Genomic DNA, 17400 nt, shown 5'->3' on the forward strand with positions numbered 1-17400 from the left:
GCTTTTGCTTGGTTCCTTTAGCGTTTTGAGGCTTTTTCCCGCAAGGCCTGACGCGCACTTTCACTAATAAAGGCCATTTTTAAACCATTGCTTTGCAGTTTGGCGATCTGTTCATCTCCAAAACCCAACTGCTCGCGTGCAATGCGGTATTCGTCGGGTAAATCAATCGCCGATACGCCAGGATCATCGGTATTTAAGCTAGCTCGAATACCATGTTCTAAAAAGCGTTTGAGTGGATGCTGGCTTAAGTCTGGCGTGGTATTGGTTTGGAAATTAGATGATAAACAAGACTCAACACCAATCTTATGTTTTGCTACATAGTCCATTAATTCTGGATCGTCGGCAATCTTAACGCCATGACCAATACGGGTTGCACCTAGTTCGCGAATCGCTTGCCACACACTCTCTGAACCAGCGGCTTCGCCAGCGTGCACCGTAATAGCAAAACCTGCATCTCGAGCACGTGAAAACTGCTCCACAAATAAACTACCCGGATGACCTAACTCGTCACCCGCCAAATCTACCGCCACGATTTGATCGCGAAACGCCATACAAGCAGCTAATTCATCGCTACAACTTTGCTGACCAAAAGTGCGGCTCATAATGCCTATTAAGTTTACTTGCACATCATGCTTTTGCATGCCACGGCGCACACCTTCGATAACTGCTTCAACCACCCCTTCTGGATTAAGCTTGTGGCTCATCGCCATATAGCCTGGGCTAAAACGTAATTCGGCATAGTCGATCTGCGCTTTAACTAAATCTTCAACGTTCTCTTCAGCCACCCGCGCACAAGCATCGTAATCACCTAATACATTGACTCCCCAATCTAACTTAGAAAGGAAGGCCACCAAGTTAGGCTCTTGCTTGGTAATTTGCACATGAGGGATTAATTCTTGTAGCGAGTTAGCAGGCAAACTTACGTTAAACTTCCGACCCAATTCCAAAATGGTTTCTGCGCGAATGGTGCCATCTAAGTGGCGGTGTAAATCGGTAACTGGGTATTGTTTTAACATGAAGATTCCTGCATCGTTTTTATAACTTATTTATCGCCTCAGTGTAGTCAGCACAAGGTCGCAAGCCAAATTAGATTAACCGAAATAAGGCCTTCTTTTTCAATAAGTTTAGGGCTTAATTTAATCCTAGCCGAATGTGTTGAAATATCACTAGTCAAAGCGATATTTCACCGACTCAGTATTAGCACTTGACTTGGAGTTAACTCCAAGATTTACACTCACGCCTAAGTTATTTGTTTACATAGTAATCAACCAGGCTTTTGAGGAGTCAACATGGAATTGGCACGTTTGGGCAACAGCAATTTAGATATCTCTCGTATTGGTTTAGGCGCTTGGGCAATGGGTGGAAAGTGGCAGTGGGGCTGGGGAGCTCAGCAAGATGAAGACTCCATTGCTACCATTCAACACGCCTTGTCATTAGGCATTAATTGGATAGATACTGCGCCCGTTTATGGGCTTGGGCACAGCGAAGAAGTAGTAGGTAAAGCCATTAAAAGCTTGAGTGAAAAACCACTTATCTTTAGCAAATGTGGCTTTAACTGGGATGCACAAAATAATATTGAGCCGTGTCTTAAAGCAGCCAGCGTTAAACAGGAAGTAGAAAACAGCCTAAAACGTCTGCAAGTAGAAACCATCGATTTATACCAAATTCACTGGCCTAACCCAGCCGAGGACATTGAAGAAGCTTGGCAAGCCATGCTTGAGTTAAAACAGCAGGGGAAGATTCGATATTTAGGCGTTTCTAATCACTCCATCGAACAGATGCAAAGCCTACAAAAAATAGCCCCTATTAACAGTATGCAGCCACCATATAGCCTAATAAACCGGGAGTGTGAAACTGAGTTACTGCCCTATTGCCAGCAACACAATGCCGGGGTGATTTGTTACTCACCAATGGGATCTGGCTTACTTACTGGGAAAGTGACCGCTGAACGGATCGCTGCAATGGGTGGTGATGATTGGCGCAAAAAAGCCGATGACTTCAACGAACCAAAGCTAAGTCATAACTTAAAAATAGTTGCTGCCCTGCAGCAAGTTGCAGAAAAACATCAAGTATCGGCAGCAGAAGTTGCAATTGCATGGACCTTAAAACACCCGGCAATTACCGGCGCCATTGTTGGCATGCGTAGCCCTGAGCAAGCTGATGGGGTAATAAAAGGCGCTAGCCTTAACCTCGATAAACAAGACATCGCCTTGATTGAATCGGTTTAAAGCGACTTAAGTTTAATGCTTAATTCGCTACCGGTTTGGTAGTGCTCTATTTTCCGCTGTACGTGTTCTAAATTTCGATTTAGGCAGGCTATTTGTTGTTCGGTTTGTTGTTTATGATCGAGCAACAACTGCAAACGCTGTTGCTCGGTGCTAGGGCCTTCGTCCAGCATATCGCGATATTGCTTAATCGCATCAAGCGACATACCGGTAGACTTCAAACAAACAATAAAACGCAGCCATTCTATGTTTTGCGAACTAAAACGACGATGGCCACTAGGTGAGCGATTAACCGTAAACAGCAGCCCCTTTTTCTCGTAAAACCGCAAAGTGTCGCTGCTTATGCCTGCTAATTCTGCTGCTTGCTTTACGCTAAAACTACTTGGTGTATTCTCGGCCATCGCTTTTGTCCTTAAGTCACTAACTTAGTCAACTATTTGCCAAAGCGACTCATCGCTGAGGTAGATATTGCAGCAAACGCTCAATGGCTGATTCGATACGCAACTTTCGTTCGCTAAGTGGAATGTCGGTAGGTGCCATACCTTGGCCTAATACCCGCCAAAATGGGCCAGTATCTTCTGCTTGAAATAGCGCCACCATAATTGAGCCTTTTTGGTAGAGCTCCGGATCTATTGAATCACTAGACATCCCCGCCATCATACCAGCGCGTTCTAATATTTGCTGGTCACTCATTTGAGATTCAAGCGCTGCGCCCACGCCAATTAAAAAGTCGGGTTGCTGCTGTAAGGAGACTTGCGTATAACCTTTTTCAGCCATCGCTTTGCTAATGCTTTTACGTAGCTCAGATATTAGTAAGTCTTCGTTTTCAGCTTTATTGAGATGGGCTTGGCCTAAACTTGGGTGCCAAGCATATCGGCCACTCGAGCTTTCCAAATACTCGGTGTCCCCAGTTACCACCGTGGTTGAACGTGTTTCAGGAGCACGAGTTTGCTCAGCAGATACACAAGCAAACAACAAAGGCAGAAATAAAAATGGCAGCAATTTCAAACGCATATTACAGTTACCTAAAGGCAAATCAAAAAACTCACCCTAGCATAAAATTAACAGCATGTTGCGCTGTTCTGCTGCCGTAATGCTAGCTAAGTTTATATTGATATAGAGCAGCGTTATCCGCCGAAGCTTTGAAGCCCATTTTAACTAAATACTGCTGGTGACTCGCTACCGCCGTATAGCTAATTAGCTGCTTAACACCTAAGGCCTCAAAAAAACCAGAGCTATGGTAAAGGTAATCGCCGGTTTTAAAGTCGCGATAAGCGGGGAAAACGTAGTCGAGCTTTATTTCAAACTCATACAATTGCTGTTTGCCCACCAATATACCTGCAGGTTCACTATTACGCATTAGCATGTAACAGCCCTGCCCAAGCAAACTATCTGTCGAAAATTGCGGAAAATACTTCTCGATATCAGATTGATAATGCTCAATCCAAAAACCAAGCAATGGGCTGCTAGCTTCCACTACCACTAGTTTAAACTGGTCCTTGCTACGGTAAATACCCTGCAAGTAATAGACGTTAGCAAATACAATAAATAGGTTTAACAAAGCCACTGGCATAGCACCAATAATAAACCCGTAAGTAGAAAACAGCGCCGCCCCAACCATGTTTAACCAGCGCAGCTTTACAATCGAACTCATGGTTAACGAAATGGCCACCACCACCGACGCCAAGTAACCAAACCACTCAATCCAATCCATTATCATCTCCTTTTGCCTGAGCTTTTAGTGTCGCTCACTTTACGAGCAGCGATGCTAATAATCTGGTTAGCTCACACAAATTGACAAATAAATTAGCCTTAATTAAGGAAACTCACTGTATTTGTTGAAAAGAACTAGTGAATAAACACAAATGATTAGCGAGAAACTGAGTGATAGAAAGGAATCAAAAACTTAAGCGAGCCACCACAACGAGTAGCTCGTTTATAGCTAAATTGGAGCCTAAGGTAGATAGCGCTTTTGATTATAGTTATTAATAGCGCGGTCTAACGCCAATGCTCGCTGCGGAGCTTGCTGCTCTACACGCTTTAAGAAGTGACTAAAGCTTTCCCCTTTAGCCCGAACAACTCCCCGCCTTGCCAATAGCCAACACTGCCATTTAAGCGAGACAACTTGTTTATTGGGCAGACGCCATTGCCAAGGTTTAGCCATAAGTAAAACAGTGGCAAGTAAACCCAGCAAAATCATCCCGGCGGTTAACATTATTAAGGAGCTGCCCGGCAGCCAAGCCAGCAATTGAGAAAACAGACTTAACTGACGTTTGTGGTCAAAGTTAAGTACCCACTTAGCCCACCAATAATCGGCTTGGGCAAGCCATAAGCGCAGTTGGTTAAAGCCTTGGGTGTACCAAATCTTTTGGCCCCAACCGCTAATGCTTTGCCACTGCTGAGCGGTAGCTTGGCTTTGCTGTAGATTATTTTCCACCCGGTCAGGGGCGATCCAGGCAGTGGGATCAAGCCGCACCCAGCCTTGGCCATCCCAATACTCCATCCAAGCATGAGCATCGTAGTTACGCACAGCCAGTAAGCTGTCTTGTTGCTCCCACTCTCCACCTAAAAAGCCGGTAACCATGCGAGCGGGTATCCCTTGTAAACGCGCCAATATCACCACACTTTGCGCATAATGAACACAAAAGCCGCTTTGCTGATCTAATAAAAAACGCTCGACGCCTAACAGCCCAGGGTAAGCCGGCGGACTGAGGGTATAACTAAACTGCTGACTTAAGAACCACTGCTGCACGCGTGTCATCACTTGCTTTGGGTAATCAGGTGCTCGAGGGCTTAAGCCGGACCCCAAGTGCTCACTAAGCTCGCTAACTTTGGGTGTAATGTTTTGCGGTAAACGGGTGAGAAAGTGCAAATAAGCAGGTGGAACTGTGCTGCTGGTAGGCGGCTCTAATTGACTAAAATTTAGAATTTGTCGTGGAAAGCTCTCGCCTTCGCGCTGCCAGCTACCATCGGTCACGTAGTTAGCGCCACCACCACGAACTTGGCTAGGGTTTAAGGTGGCTAACCACGCTTGGCCGGCGGGTTCTAACAAGAGTTGATACTGGTTAATAGCACTTGAGCTATCGGGAGCTTGTTTCTGTTGAGCTATCTGGCTGCGGGTCCATTGCTCACCATCAAATTCGTCTAAGACCATGGCTCGCCAATACAGCTCATCGGGTTCTGGCGCGCGACTAAACTCCGCCCGAAACACTAACTTATCTGAGCGAATCAATTGGCTGATATCGCCAGGGCGAACCACATCAGACAAACCGGTTTGCGCGCTGCTCGGGGTAGGCATTTTCCACAAAGGCGCTAAGCGTGGAGCAACAATAAATAGCGCGATAGCTAAGGGAGCAATTGCCAATAACCATAATCCTAATCGCTTAGCCCAGTTAAAGCTTATTTTCACATCTAAGCTAAGCAAGAGTAGCAAGTGTAAAAATGCCACTAGCGCTGCCAACAAAACAGCTAAAGGCTGGCTTGAAAAAACCAATGAAAATGCCACCAAAAATAAGCCAGTAAGACTAAACATTTCCACATCACGCCGCTTATGCAGCTCAATATACTTTAAGCTGTAGCCGAGCATTACTAGGCTCACCAGCTTATCAAACAACTCAAAGGAGCGCGCCAACCACAGCACCAGCGCAATAAGTAGCACTAAGCTTAGCTTTACCCAGCGTGGTTTAGGTAAAGTGGCTAAGCCTTGCATCACCCGCAAGCGCCACCACCCCGCAGCCAAGCCTACAAGCACTAGCAGCCATGGCACTTGTTGTAGCAATAACAAGGCTGTTGCCGAATAACACAACAACGACATGCGAATATGCGAACTGTTGAGACTATTCATCACTGCTCGGCGCCTCTGCAAGTAATCTTAAACCCACTTTTAGTTGCGTTTGACCGCTACCGCTGGCCAGTTGCTTTGCACCAACTTGTAAGCTAAAACTCTGTTGTTGCTGCGCCAACTGGCGCAACCAAAAAGCCAATACCGAAAGAGTTTGTTCATAATTCAAACCGCTGTGCCTGCGATCACTAAGGTGTAAATCAATACTAGGGTTGCCAGTAAATGCCTTAGTCTGTAAACCACGCCCCGCAGCAAACTGCTTCCAAGCCAATAAGCTTTTTCGCTCGCCGCTACGATAAGCCTTAAGGCCCGAAAATTCACTTTGCAACTGGCTATCACTAGCCGCACGCTCAACATCATGGGCTTCTACCCATTCTTGAGAAGGGCAAGCAAAACCGGCCAGCGGTGCAGGATAAGCCAGCAATTCACAATTAAAATCAGCCACCGTCCAACATCTAAATAAACCTAGTGGAAAGATACTAGAGAGACTTATTCGAGGCAGTAGTTGACGCCCACGTTGCTGTACTTCTAGATCTAACGCCAACTGACCATCGAGTTGTTGATAGGCTTGCTTACTGGGCCAGTTCTTTATTTCTGCAGCTAAGGCTTGGGGCTGTTTGTTGTTAACTATGTTAAGTAATAAACGCAGCGGCTTGTCACATTGCCCTTCTGGCCGCTGCAATAAACTCACGGTATTTCCCGACATGTTTTGATGGCATAACACCAAGCACACTAACCAAAGCGCCAACAACCATAGGCCCAAGGCAATAATTAAGTTATTTTGATAATTGCTGCCCATCATCAACATCACCACTAAGGCGACTAAAAAAACCCAACCAAAGCGAGTGGGCAGAATAAACAGATTTTTTCGAGTTAAACGTAAACTACTACTGCTAGGCACGCGTTTAGCTAACCAAGCCTCGCTGCGCACGCCCTTCCACTGTTTAAACGCTTTTAGCAATTTGAGTCTCATGCCTAAGTCAAATCACTATAGGGGTCTACTTCGGCCAATATTTGTTTGGCATAGGCTTCACCGCTATCTCCTCGCCCTAAACGGTGAGCACTCACCGCACTAAACACCGCTTGCACATCCTCTGGAGAAACGTGCTGCTTATGATGAACAAATGCCCACGCCTTGGCGCAAGCAAGTAAGGTTAAGCTGCAACGCGGCGACAAAGGACTAGCCCCTTCCAGCACTCGGCTGCAGTGCACCAAACGCAATAAATAATCTAACAAAGCATCACTGCAATGCAGTGCGTTCACTTGCTGTTGCAACTCCAACAGTTGCTCTACCGAAAGCGCTGCTAAAGATTGTGGAGGGTGATTGCCTCGTTTAAGCATTGCCATTTCTGAATCTAGATCAGGAAAGCCAATGCTTAAACGCATGGCAAAGCGATCTAACTGAGACTCGGGTAAGTCAAAGGTACCAAGTTGTTCGCGCGGGTTTTGGGTGGCGATAACAAAGAACGGCGCTTTTAAAGGATAGCTCTCACCGTCGGTACTCACTTGTTGCTCTTCCATGGCTTCGAGCAAAGCACTTTGGGTGCGAGGGCTGGCGCGATTAAGTTCATCAGCCAAAACTAGATGGTGAAAAATAGGCCCAGGATGAAACTTAAACTGCTGAGTAGGCGGTTCAAATACCGACACACCGATAATATCAGCAGGCAATAAATCGCTAGTAAATTGAATTCGCTGAAAACTTAAGCCAAAACCAGCAGCAAGCCATTTAGCTAAACTGGTTTTCCCAGCACCCGGCAGATCTTCAATCAGCAAATGGCCAGAGGCCAATAAACAGCTCAAAGCCAAACGCACTGCTTTGGGTTTGCCAAGCAATTGTTGCTCAAGGTAATCACAAATTGGCGCTAATTGAGGATGTATTTGATTCATATAAGTAAAGGCCCTATTTTTAGTCGCTCTAGCATACAAAGCTTTTGCTCATTTGTGCAGGCAAAGTCGTCAAACTTATCGCTCTTGTCGAAAATTTGTTGTGAGGAGTTCACCTAATATTGATGCCCGAAAGCCCACTATCTACTTCCCTCTAAGGCATAGTCAGCCAAACCACCCAAAGCCTTAACTGTAAAGATAATGCTGCACAAGCCACTGTCGTTATTGCCTTGTTTAACTGTAAGACTAGCGTACTAGACTAAAGTCTAAGCAGGTTAAATGGCGGAGTTTGAGATGAATACTCACCAACACGCAACAACGGGTAAGGCTAATGGGCGCTTATGGGGATTGTCATCTCAAGACTGGGCCAATATTCAAGAGCAAACCTGTCGCCCGGTATATCTAGCAGCATTTGATAAACTGGCCATCAACGAGACCAGCTACTACTTGGACGTTGGATGTGGCTCTGGCATGGCCGCCGCTTTGGCCTGTGAGCAAGGTGCTACTGTGCATGGAGTTGATGCTTCACAAGCCTTAATAGAAATCGCCGAGCAGCGATCTCCAAAAGGATCGTTTCATGTGTCTGATATAGAAACGCTGCCATTTAAAGATGGCAGTTTTTCTTGTATTACCGGCTTTAACTCATTTCAATATGCGGGGGATCCTGTTGCAGCCTTGAGCGAAGCCAAACGCGTTGCCAAGCCTGGCGCCAAAGTAATAATTATGACTTGGGGTGAACCAGAAGGAATGCAAGCGGCCTCTTTAGTGGCAGCATTAAAACCATTGTTACCAGCACCTCCCAAAGGCGCTCCGGGGCCTTTTGCCCTATCCAACAAAACCTTATTGCGTGAATTTGCCCTTGAATCTGGGCTAAAACCTATAGACATTTTCGACGTTGAGTCCCCCTGGCAATACGCTGATTTAGAAACAGCCTTGCGCGGCTTAGCGTCATCTGGAGTTGCAGCAAAAGCCATTGAAAATACTAGTCATCATGCGTTAGACAAAGCGCATCGTAAGGCCTTGTCGCCATTTGAGAACCTCGATGGCAGCTATCACATAGAGGCCACTTTTCGTTGCTTATATGCCAGCGCTTAGTTAGCCAAATTGAACGGGAAGTATCAGAGTAAGTTACAGGAGGGAAAAACAAAGTTTCAATCGTTTATTAAGAACTATCACCATCGAATAAAGGCAATAGCTCTTAAATTATCGCGAAGTCATTTTAAACTATGCTTGAGCGACAGCAGGCTCTCGTTTGAAGTACTTAACAATACCTACCACTGATGCACCAATCCAGAATAGCTCAATAACAAAGCTAGCTAGGTTAAAATTAATGCACAAACTAATTAGCAGTAAAATCGCACCGCTTAAGTTCATTAGGTTGTAGGCAAGTTGCTTGGGGTTTAAACGCTCTAACTGTAAAAGAAAAAACGAACCTACCACTAAGGCAGTACCAAGTAGTCCAACGATATCGGCAAAAATACTTTGCATAAAATTCTCATTAACAAGCAAAAATGTTCGTCCAAATTGCTGGCCCAATCCTTGGGGTGGACGTTCTCAACTGTTTAACAGCACTCCATGAGACAGCTTGTTAGTGGCATATAAAAATGCGGGCGTAATCTACCAGAAAACGCCCGCCGATGCATGAGGATTTTTCAAACAATTTTACGGAAGAATTGTTCCGTTAATTAACTAATTGAAAAATCTAATTTTTAGCTTTTCTAAAGCGGCGTAACACCAGCAAAGCAATTAAACCTAGACCGCCAGCAGCCCCTCCACCACCAGAGCTAGGCCGAGGAACCGCAGCTAGTTGAGAGCACAAACTTGGGTCTGCTCGCTCTGCTTCGCTGGCTAGGATTACTTGGTTAATCCAGCCTGACAATTTGCCAACATCTGCGTAAACCCCAGGCGCATTAGCACAACTGCGTGTTCCCCAGCTAACAATGCCTGCCAGCTTGTATTGGGTGCCCTCATCAATAAACAATGGACCACCACTGTCGCCAGAACATGAGGCGGCTATATCACTATCCGCACAAAACATTTGGTCGCTTAACCACTCCGCGCCATAAAACTGGCTACATTCTGAGGCCGATGTTAAAGAGAGATCGGCTTGTTGAAGCTCATCAAGATACTCGGGGTTATCAGCATCATTGTTTACTCGGCCGTAACCTATTACTCGCACGCCAAAACCCGGTGAGTATTGGTCAAAAATAGCACTTTGATTAATCGTTATTGGCGTAATAGAAGTAGCGTCAGCTAAACGTATCAACACTAGATCATAGTCTCCAATAATCTTGCCTTCATCAGTGTTATCAAAATCAACGTAATCTGGATGTTGGCATACCTCTGCCATCGGCAAACCGTCATCATAAGAATAATTGAATTCATCTTCGCCAATAAAAGCGATGATATCTTCAGCTTGGGTATGCTGCCCTTCTTCATATTGATCGAAAGTACAATGCGCAGCACTTAACAGCCATTGCTCGTTAATTAACACAGCACCACAGTGGCTGCTACCCGCTTTAAGTTGAGCCATCCACGGATAAGCACCTTTAGGGGCGTCTTCTCCCCCTACGACATAGGGAACGGCTAAATCGGAGCTTGCAAAAGAAGCGCCTGAGAATAGAGTTAGCGCGAGTAAACCACCTGCGGCTTTACGGCTTATTAGCATCAATACATCCTTGTTTTTACTACTATGATTAGCGCTACCTTCACATTAAATATTATTTAAATCAATAGAGATAGATCAATGTAGCTTATCTTTTATCTGCTAGGACTTAGTAGGCCAGCTTAAGGATGTTTGAGTCGTTACCACCTGCTGCAAGGTTTCGGTCAGCAAACTTACTGTATCTAATAAACTGTCTGCTGCTTGCCCCACCTCAGCCAGCAAACGTTCTACGTTTTCAGCTAGCTGGTCTGGACAAATATTGCAGTGCAGTTCAGCGAACTCAAGCATGCGCTTCTCTCCAGGGTGCGGCAGCACATTAATAGCAAACAGAATGTCGAAATAGCTGGCTAAAAACTCTGCACAACGGTGATTTAAGCTAACTCGGTCTTGGCGCTTTAAGGCCTTGGCTAATTGAAAGTAGTAAGCGGGCATTTGCTGCATAAGTAAAGGCGCATTTTTATTTACGATTGCTTGTTGCAGTGCGCTGGGATAAGCCACATCAAAACGTTGTTGTAAACGCTTGGCTTCACCGTTAGCATCGTAAAGGATTTTTGAATCCAGCAAGTTTGCCCAAAAGCAGGAACTATAACCCACCTTGGCTTGATGGCGCTCCACTAAGTAATGCAGCTCATTTTCCAAGAAGGAAAAGTCTCGATAGATGAGTTCAATCTCTATTCCGTCGAGCAATACACCATCATCTTCAGTTTCCCAAAACTGATTATTCAACTCAAGATACTGACAATGCTTTGCCACTATCTTTTGACGTGCTTCAGCCGCCAAGGGGGCGTTTAAATAGACATATACATCGTAGTCAGAATAGCTATCAGAAAGGCCGCTAGCTCTTGAGCCCGCAAGTAAAATTGCGTCAACTTGAGCAAGCGCTGATAGCTCATCAACTAGCGCTAAGAAGTGGATAGATTCAGACATATTTAACATTCCCTGTTGTTTATCAGGCTAGCTTAATAAAAAAACCTGTTAAATATAGGGGCACTTTATAGAAAAGCGCTTTCAAGCACTAAATCACTATTTGGCTTCTTTTTCTTCGTCTTTTAAGAAGCGAATATCGCTAAAGCCCAAACGCTGGAACTCTTTTGCTCGGTATTCTTTCAAGGTAGCCTTGTCTCTAGTAGACATAGCTAACTGTTTCTCCATAGCTAAAAATGAAGAAATATCAACACCTTCAGCTGCCGCTACTGCTTCATGTACATCATGATATTTATCAAAAGAAAAATTTATGACCTTGGTTTGACGTTTATATTTGTATGTCACTTGGCGTGCCATCATGCCCTCTACGCGCTCTAAAATTTGGCTAGATAATAGCGTAAAGCCAAGCCCAATGCTGTGCTTTATCCATTTCATAAATAGCTTTTATAGAGAAATCAAACACTAACAAGCTGCTTTATTCTTCACTCACCCGATAAAGCATCAAGCAAACATCAAGACTGCGGATAAATCCCGAAGCTTAGATTCGGTATTACTGAGACTACCTTTGGCAAATATGGGTGTATATTTAGCCCCTATTTATTTTTAGTAATTACTAAAAATAAAGGCGTCAGAAAGGCGTTTCGCAAGGATCGCGTTCTAGTTAGCATCCGCCAACTATACCAATGCAGGGAGCTTTCGGCTCTTTCGGCAACTTGTTCCGCACCATTGTATAGTTTGAGGATAGTTTCATGTTTTCCACCCGTCTTCGTATGCTTGTGACTGCCGCAGCATTAGTTTTGCTCAGTGCGTGCAACTCTTCTACCGAGTCTGCCGCCCAGATACCCGCCAGCTTAGTTAATACTGAATTGGCACAAAACCTTCAATACGCGCCTTCCCAGCAATTTGTTGGTCGCATTGAGGCTTATCAAGATGTTGATATTCGCGCACAAGTAAGTGGCTACTTGGTAAAACGCCATTTTGAAGATGGCCAGATGGTAAAACGCGGACAACTGCTTTATGAAATTGACCCTACCCGCTACCAAGCCGCAGTAGCTCAAGCCAAAGCCTCACTAGCAAAAGCTAAGGCAGCACTAACAAATGCCGAGATAAACTGGCAACGTGGCGAACGTTTGTTGCCAAAGAACAATATTAGCCGCTCAGAGTTTGATCGCTTAACCGCGGAAAAGCTCTCTGCCGAAGCTCAGTTAGAAGCTGCAGAAGCAGAACTTAATGCCAGTTTAGTCGATTTAAAACACACCAGCATTGTTGCCCCTTTTGATGGGCGAATTGGCCAAAGTGAAGTAAGTAAAGGTGACTTAATCACTATGACTAGCGGCGCGTTAACTAACCTTGTGAGCTTGAATCCAATTCGCGCTAGTTTTCGTGTATCGGAGCGCGAGCGCCTAGCGATGGGGCTTGATCATGTAGACGCTCACTCAAGCGCACAAACCGACGATACCATCGTTGATTTGGTGATTAGCGATAACCGCAGTTACCCCAACAAAGGCCGTTTAGATTTCATCGACAACCGAATCGATTTACAAACCGGTACCATCAATATCAGTGCTCAGTTCGACAACCCGCAACAGCAGCTTTTGCCCGGTCAGTATGTAGAAATAGGCCTTACCAGCACCGCATTAGTTGAAGCAACAGTGATCCCTCGTCGCGCGGTACAAAGTGACTTAGAGGGCGAATTTGTCATGTTAGTGGGCGAAGACAACAAGGCAGAGCGTCGTAATGTCACCATTGGCCCAGTGCTAGAGCAAGGCGTTGTGATACATAAAGGTTTGCAAGGTAACGAGCAGGTCATCACTGCTGGCTTACAACGTGTACGCCATGGCCACCCAGTACAAGTTGTTGAAAAGCAGCAAGGATAAGGTAATTAGTCACTATGCTTAGTCGCTTTTTTATTCAAAGGCCAAAGTTTGCTTTGGTAATTTCTATCTTATTGTCGTTGGCAGGGGCTATTGCCCTAATGGTTTTGCCAGTGGCCGAATATCCTCAAATTAGCCCGCCTTCGGTAAGTGTTTCCGCTTACTACACTGGTGCCAGCGCCGAAACCGTAGAAGAAGCCGTCGCCGAAGTGATTGAAAGCTCGGTGAATGGCGTGGAAGACATGTTATACATGAACTCCAAAAGCGCTAACGACGGCTCTTATTCACTAACGGTAACCTTTGATATTGGTACCGACCCCGACATGGCACAAATTAATGTGCAAAATCGGGTTACTCAAATTGAATCTAAGTTGCCTCCAGAAGTGCGCCAAGTGGGTGTAACCGTACGTAAACGTTCACCAGATCTATTAATGGTGCTTAACTTTTATTCTCCAGACGGCCACTACGACGATACCTTCTTAAATAACTACGTCACATTAAACATTGAAGACCAACTCGCTCGCGTAAAAGGCATTAGTGACGTACGAGTAATTAGCTCGGCTGAATACTCAATGCGAGTTTGGTTAGATCCTTTAAAACTTGCCAACCTTAACTTAACTACCAGTGATATTCGCGCCAGTTTAGCCGAGCAAAACGTGCAAGTGGCTGTGGGTTCTATTGGTGCACCGCCCTACCAAGCTAACAACGACGTGCAGTTTAGTCTGCTCACCAAAGGCCGCTTAGATACCGTAGAAGACTTTGAAAATATTCTATTAGTCGCTAATGCCGATGGCTCAAAAATATATTTGAAAGACGTAGCCCGGGTAGAGTTAGGCAAACGTGGTTATGCCGCCTTTGGCGAATTTAGGGACCAGCCTTCGGTATCAGTGATTTTGTCCTTGCAAACTGGCGCTAACGCTTTAGAAAGTGGCGAAGCAGTAATGGCTTTAATGGGCCAGCTTAAAGCCAATATGCCAGAGAAAATGGATTACGAAATTGCCTACGACACCACCTTATTTGTGGAAGAGTCGGTCAAAGGTGTAATTAAGACCTTAATTGAAGCTATTTTGCTGGTGATTTTAGTTACCTACCTATTCTTAGGAAGTTGGCGTTCAACGCTAATACCGGTAGTGGCTATTCCGGTATCGCTGATCGGCACCTTTGCCATTATGTTGGCAACCGGCTTTACCATTAACACCATTACCTTATTTGGTTTAATTTTGGCTATTGGTATTGTAGTGGATGACGCGATTCTGGTGATTGAAAACGTCGACAGCAAACTGTCGGCGCACCCAGAACTCACCCCACGCCAAGCCACCTTAAAAGCCATGCGCGAAGTAACTGGGCCGATTATTTCCTCCACCTTGGTATTGCTAGCGGTGTTCTTACCGGTTGCTATGCTGCCAGGAATTACCGGGGTAATGTATCGTCAATTTGCCATTACCATTTGTATCTCGGTGGTTATTTCCTCAATCAACGCCTTAACCCTTTCACCGGCGATTTGTTCGTTAGTATTAAAGCGCGGTAAGCAAAAACAAGCGCGTTGGTTTGCGCTGTTTAACCGCGGTTTAGTGGCAATCACCACCCGTTACGGACAAGCTGCCGGCATGTTAGTAAGGCGCAGTGCAGCATTAGTGGTATTCTTCTGCTTAGCCATTGCTGCTGTAACCTGGATGAACCACAACACGTCTAAAGCGTTTGTTCCGCAAGAAGACAAAGGCGTATTGCTGGTTAACGTGCAGCTGCCCGATTCAGCTTCACTTAGTCGCACAGCAGAAGTTTCTCAGCGTCTCAACGACATTATCCTTGAAGAGCCCGGCGTAGAAGCAGTGAGTTTGGCTAACGGCTACGGCTTGTTGGCTGGGGCTATTCAGTCAAATGCTGCCACCATGTTTGTAAAACTAAAACACTGGGACGAGCGCAACGACCTTACGGGCGACCACAGCTCTTTTGCGATTAGCCAGCGTATTAATGAACAAGCCTATGGGCGAATTCAAGATGCAATGATCTTCGCCTTTGGCCCTCCAGCTGTTCCTGGCATGGGCACCGCTTCTGGCTTTGAGTTTGTGCTGCAAGATGGCTTAGGCCGCTCGCGCAGCGACCTTGCACAGGTGATGCAAGACATCACTATTAAGGCCAATGCAGCGCCAGAAATTGGCAGTGCTTTTAGTACTTTCCGAGCCGATGTTCCGCATTTTTATGTAGACATCGACCGCAGCAAAGCCAAACAGCTAGGCGTGCCACTTGGAGATTTGTTTACAACTTTACAAGCTAACCTTGGCTCGTTATATGTGAACGATTTTACCCTCTATGGTAAAAACTTCCGAGTTACCATGCAGGCAGAGGATGAATACCGTAGCCGCCTAGATAACCTTGGTCAGTTTCATGTTCGAAGCATGAGCGGCGACATGGTGCCACTGAGTACCTTGGTCACCATTGAACAGCAGTTTGCCCCCGACGTTGCCTGGCGTTACAACCTGTACCGCAGCGCAGTACTGCAAGGCCAACCAGCGCCGGGTTACTCATCTGGTGACGCCATTGCAGCAATGGAACGAATAGCTGCTGAAGAGCTGCCAAATGGTTACCAATATGAATGGACAGGCATGGCTTACCAAGAGATCCAAGCGGGTAATATGGCCATATTCGCCTTTGCCTTAGCACTGCTATTCATCTACCTGTTTATGGTGGCACAATACGAAAGCTGGACGATTCCGCTTGCCATTATCCTGGTAGTGCCCGTAGCCACTTTAGGTTCTTTTGTTGCGTTAGCCATTGCTGGTTTGCCAATGAACTTATATGCGCAAATAGGCTTAGTACTGCTGATTGCCCTGGCCGCCAAAAATGCCATTTTGATTGTTGAGTTTGCTCGTATGCAACGAGAAGATAAGGACATGCCCATCAATCAAGCCGCTGTAACCGGAGGCACCTTGCGCTTTAGAGCGGTTAACATGACCTCTTGGTCGTTTATCTTTGGCATGATCCCACTGGTATTAGCGAATGGCGCAGGCCATATTAGCCAAAACTCTTTGGGAATATCGCTAGTGGGTGGATTGCTGTGTGTATTACTAGTAGGCACCTTCTTAATTCCTGGTTTTTACGCGATGATTCAGCGTCGCCGCGAAACACACCATGGTGGCTCTACAAAATTAGAAGAAATAGAAGAGGTTTAAGCCTTCGCTATTTACCTCACTAAAAAGCAAGCCTTAGGGCTTGCTTTTTTATTGGTGAGGCAACCGCTAAAAATTGTCCCGGTTGCGCCTAATTGCGCGATTAATATCATCTAAATGCTCTAAGCAAGGAGAAGATTTAGACATCACCATATAGATGTTCTGCTCGCTAATACTAGGCTGCATATCTACCAATACATCGGCATATTCTGTATCAGCAATTTTTAGCCTGCCCCCATGGGTGGCATATAGCAAATAGTCAGCTCTTTTTAAGGCAATCAGCTTAATCGCTCTATCTAGGTCATCCATTGTAGAAATAGTAAGATTTTGCTTGGCATAGCTATCAAACTGGTCACCAAAGCTACTGCCCAGCATTTGTATACCACGCTTGCCCTCTAAGCTTACTAAGCCACTAAAAGCAGCACTTTGCTCTTTATGAATAAAGGCAGTGCTGTACTCCACGCCTACCGCATCGCTAAATACAAACTTACTACCGCGCTGTTGATTATAGAAAGCAGCAATAACCACATCTAAATCACCCGTTTCCAACTGCAAAAACTGCCGCTTCCAAGGCACCATTGCTTGATATTCAACATCAATGCCTACCTCGGCAAAAACTCGATTTGCCAAGTCTACCGCTAAGCCTTGCAAAGGAGCTTGAGCATTAACTCTGTATGACACGTCAAACCAATTATGCTCACCGTTCACGCGAATTTTCTCGCATGCGGCTTGCGCTGATGCAAGCCATAAACAACTGACAATAAAAGTGAATAGTCGTAACACTGGCAGTTCCTTTTGCCACTACTTAAGTTAAAAGTAG

General features: G+C 45.5%; 16 protein-coding genes. 4 read left to right on the forward strand and 12 right to left on the reverse strand.

The features are described 5' to 3' along the window. Positions 1–17: 17 nt before the first annotated feature. A complete protein-coding gene (add, locus tag OV592_RS16745; protein WP_406609366.1) occupies positions 18–1016 on the reverse strand; it encodes an adenosine deaminase in 999 nt (332 codons plus the stop codon). Positions 1017–1289: 273 nt separating this feature from the next. Here add and OV592_RS16750 point away from each other — a divergent pair, with 273 nt between their 5' ends. Continuing rightward, a complete protein-coding gene (locus tag OV592_RS16750; protein ID WP_406609367.1) occupies positions 1290–2228 on the forward strand; it encodes an aldo/keto reductase in 939 nt (312 codons plus the stop codon). Here OV592_RS16750 and OV592_RS16755 read toward each other — a convergent pair. The 6 genes from OV592_RS16755 to OV592_RS16780 all read right to left on the reverse strand — a co-directional run bounded on the left by OV592_RS16755 (position 2225) and on the right by OV592_RS16780 (position 7953). After that, positions 2225–2626, reverse strand: a complete 402-nt coding sequence (locus OV592_RS16755) for a MerR family transcriptional regulator (protein ID WP_221076216.1) — start codon at positions 2624–2626, stop codon at positions 2225–2227. The two genes, OV592_RS16750 and OV592_RS16755, sit on opposite strands and share 4 nt — an antisense overlap. Positions 2627–2675: 49 nt before the next feature. Then, positions 2676–3239: a DUF4136 domain-containing protein gene (locus OV592_RS16760; RefSeq protein ID WP_406609368.1), complete on the reverse strand. Its 564-nt coding sequence runs from the start codon at positions 3237–3239 to the stop codon at positions 2676–2678. 82 nt (positions 3240–3321) lie between these two features. Then, positions 3322–3939 (reverse strand): hypothetical protein, encoded by a 618-nt coding sequence (locus tag OV592_RS16765; protein WP_406609369.1) that lies wholly within the window; start codon positions 3937–3939, stop codon positions 3322–3324. A 240-nt stretch (positions 3940–4179) separates the two neighbouring features. Next, positions 4180–6069, reverse strand: a complete 1890-nt coding sequence (locus tag OV592_RS16770) for a transglutaminaseTgpA domain-containing protein (RefSeq protein WP_406611441.1) — start codon at positions 6067–6069, stop codon at positions 4180–4182. Further along, complete coding sequence (locus OV592_RS16775; RefSeq protein ID WP_406609370.1) at positions 6062–7039, reverse strand: DUF58 domain-containing protein; 978 nt, start codon at positions 7037–7039, stop codon at positions 6062–6064. Before OV592_RS16775 ends, OV592_RS16770 begins: the two co-directional genes overlap by 8 nt. Before the next feature lie 2 nt (positions 7040–7041). Then, the gene (locus tag OV592_RS16780) at positions 7042–7953 is read right to left on the reverse strand and encodes an AAA family ATPase (RefSeq protein WP_406609371.1); all 912 of its coding nucleotides are present in this window, start codon (positions 7951–7953) and stop codon (positions 7042–7044) included. Between the two features lie 276 nt (positions 7954–8229). Between OV592_RS16780 and OV592_RS16785 the strand changes: the two genes are divergently transcribed. Next, the gene (locus OV592_RS16785; RefSeq protein WP_406609372.1) at positions 8230–9045 is read left to right on the forward strand and encodes a class I SAM-dependent methyltransferase; all 816 of its coding nucleotides are present in this window, start codon (positions 8230–8232) and stop codon (positions 9043–9045) included. A gap of 129 nt (positions 9046–9174) precedes the next feature. Here OV592_RS16785 and OV592_RS16790 read toward each other — a convergent pair whose 3' ends face one another. The 4 genes from OV592_RS16790 to OV592_RS16805 all read right to left on the reverse strand — a co-directional run bounded on the left by OV592_RS16790 (position 9175) and on the right by OV592_RS16805 (position 11974). Continuing rightward, the gene (locus OV592_RS16790; RefSeq protein ID WP_016400397.1) at positions 9175–9438 is read right to left on the reverse strand and encodes a hypothetical protein; all 264 of its coding nucleotides are present in this window, start codon (positions 9436–9438) and stop codon (positions 9175–9177) included. Between the two features lie 214 nt (positions 9439–9652). Beyond that, complete coding sequence (locus tag OV592_RS16795) at positions 9653–10618, reverse strand: S1 family peptidase (RefSeq protein WP_406609373.1); 966 nt, start codon at positions 10616–10618, stop codon at positions 9653–9655. Between the two features lie 99 nt (positions 10619–10717). Beyond that, positions 10718–11542, reverse strand: a complete 825-nt coding sequence (locus OV592_RS16800; protein ID WP_406609374.1) for a DUF4037 domain-containing protein — start codon at positions 11540–11542, stop codon at positions 10718–10720. A gap of 96 nt (positions 11543–11638) precedes the next feature. Then, positions 11639–11974 carry a DUF2960 domain-containing protein gene (locus tag OV592_RS16805; RefSeq protein WP_152780136.1) on the reverse strand — a complete coding sequence of 112 codons (336 nt, stop codon included), beginning with the start codon at positions 11972–11974 and terminating at the stop codon, positions 11639–11641. 314 nt (positions 11975–12288) lie between these two features. Here OV592_RS16805 and OV592_RS16810 point away from each other — a divergent pair, with 314 nt between their 5' ends. Together OV592_RS16810 and OV592_RS16815 are read left to right on the forward strand one after the other, a co-directional pair. Continuing rightward, positions 12289–13416 (forward strand): efflux RND transporter periplasmic adaptor subunit, encoded by a 1128-nt coding sequence (locus tag OV592_RS16810; RefSeq protein WP_406609375.1) that lies wholly within the window; start codon positions 12289–12291, stop codon positions 13414–13416. 14 nt (positions 13417–13430) lie between these two features. After that, positions 13431–16583: an efflux RND transporter permease subunit gene (locus OV592_RS16815; protein WP_406609376.1), complete on the forward strand. Its 3153-nt coding sequence runs from the start codon at positions 13431–13433 to the stop codon at positions 16581–16583. 66 nt (positions 16584–16649) lie between these two features. Here the strand turns inward: OV592_RS16815 and OV592_RS16820 are convergent, their stop codons facing one another. Then, the gene (locus OV592_RS16820) at positions 16650–17363 is read right to left on the reverse strand and encodes a substrate-binding periplasmic protein (protein ID WP_406609377.1); all 714 of its coding nucleotides are present in this window, start codon (positions 17361–17363) and stop codon (positions 16650–16652) included. Positions 17364–17400 lie beyond the last annotated feature (37 nt).

Source organism: Agarivorans sp. JK6 (genome assembly GCF_045277145.1).
GTDB lineage: Bacteria > Pseudomonadota > Gammaproteobacteria > Enterobacterales > Celerinatantimonadaceae > Agarivorans > Agarivorans albus.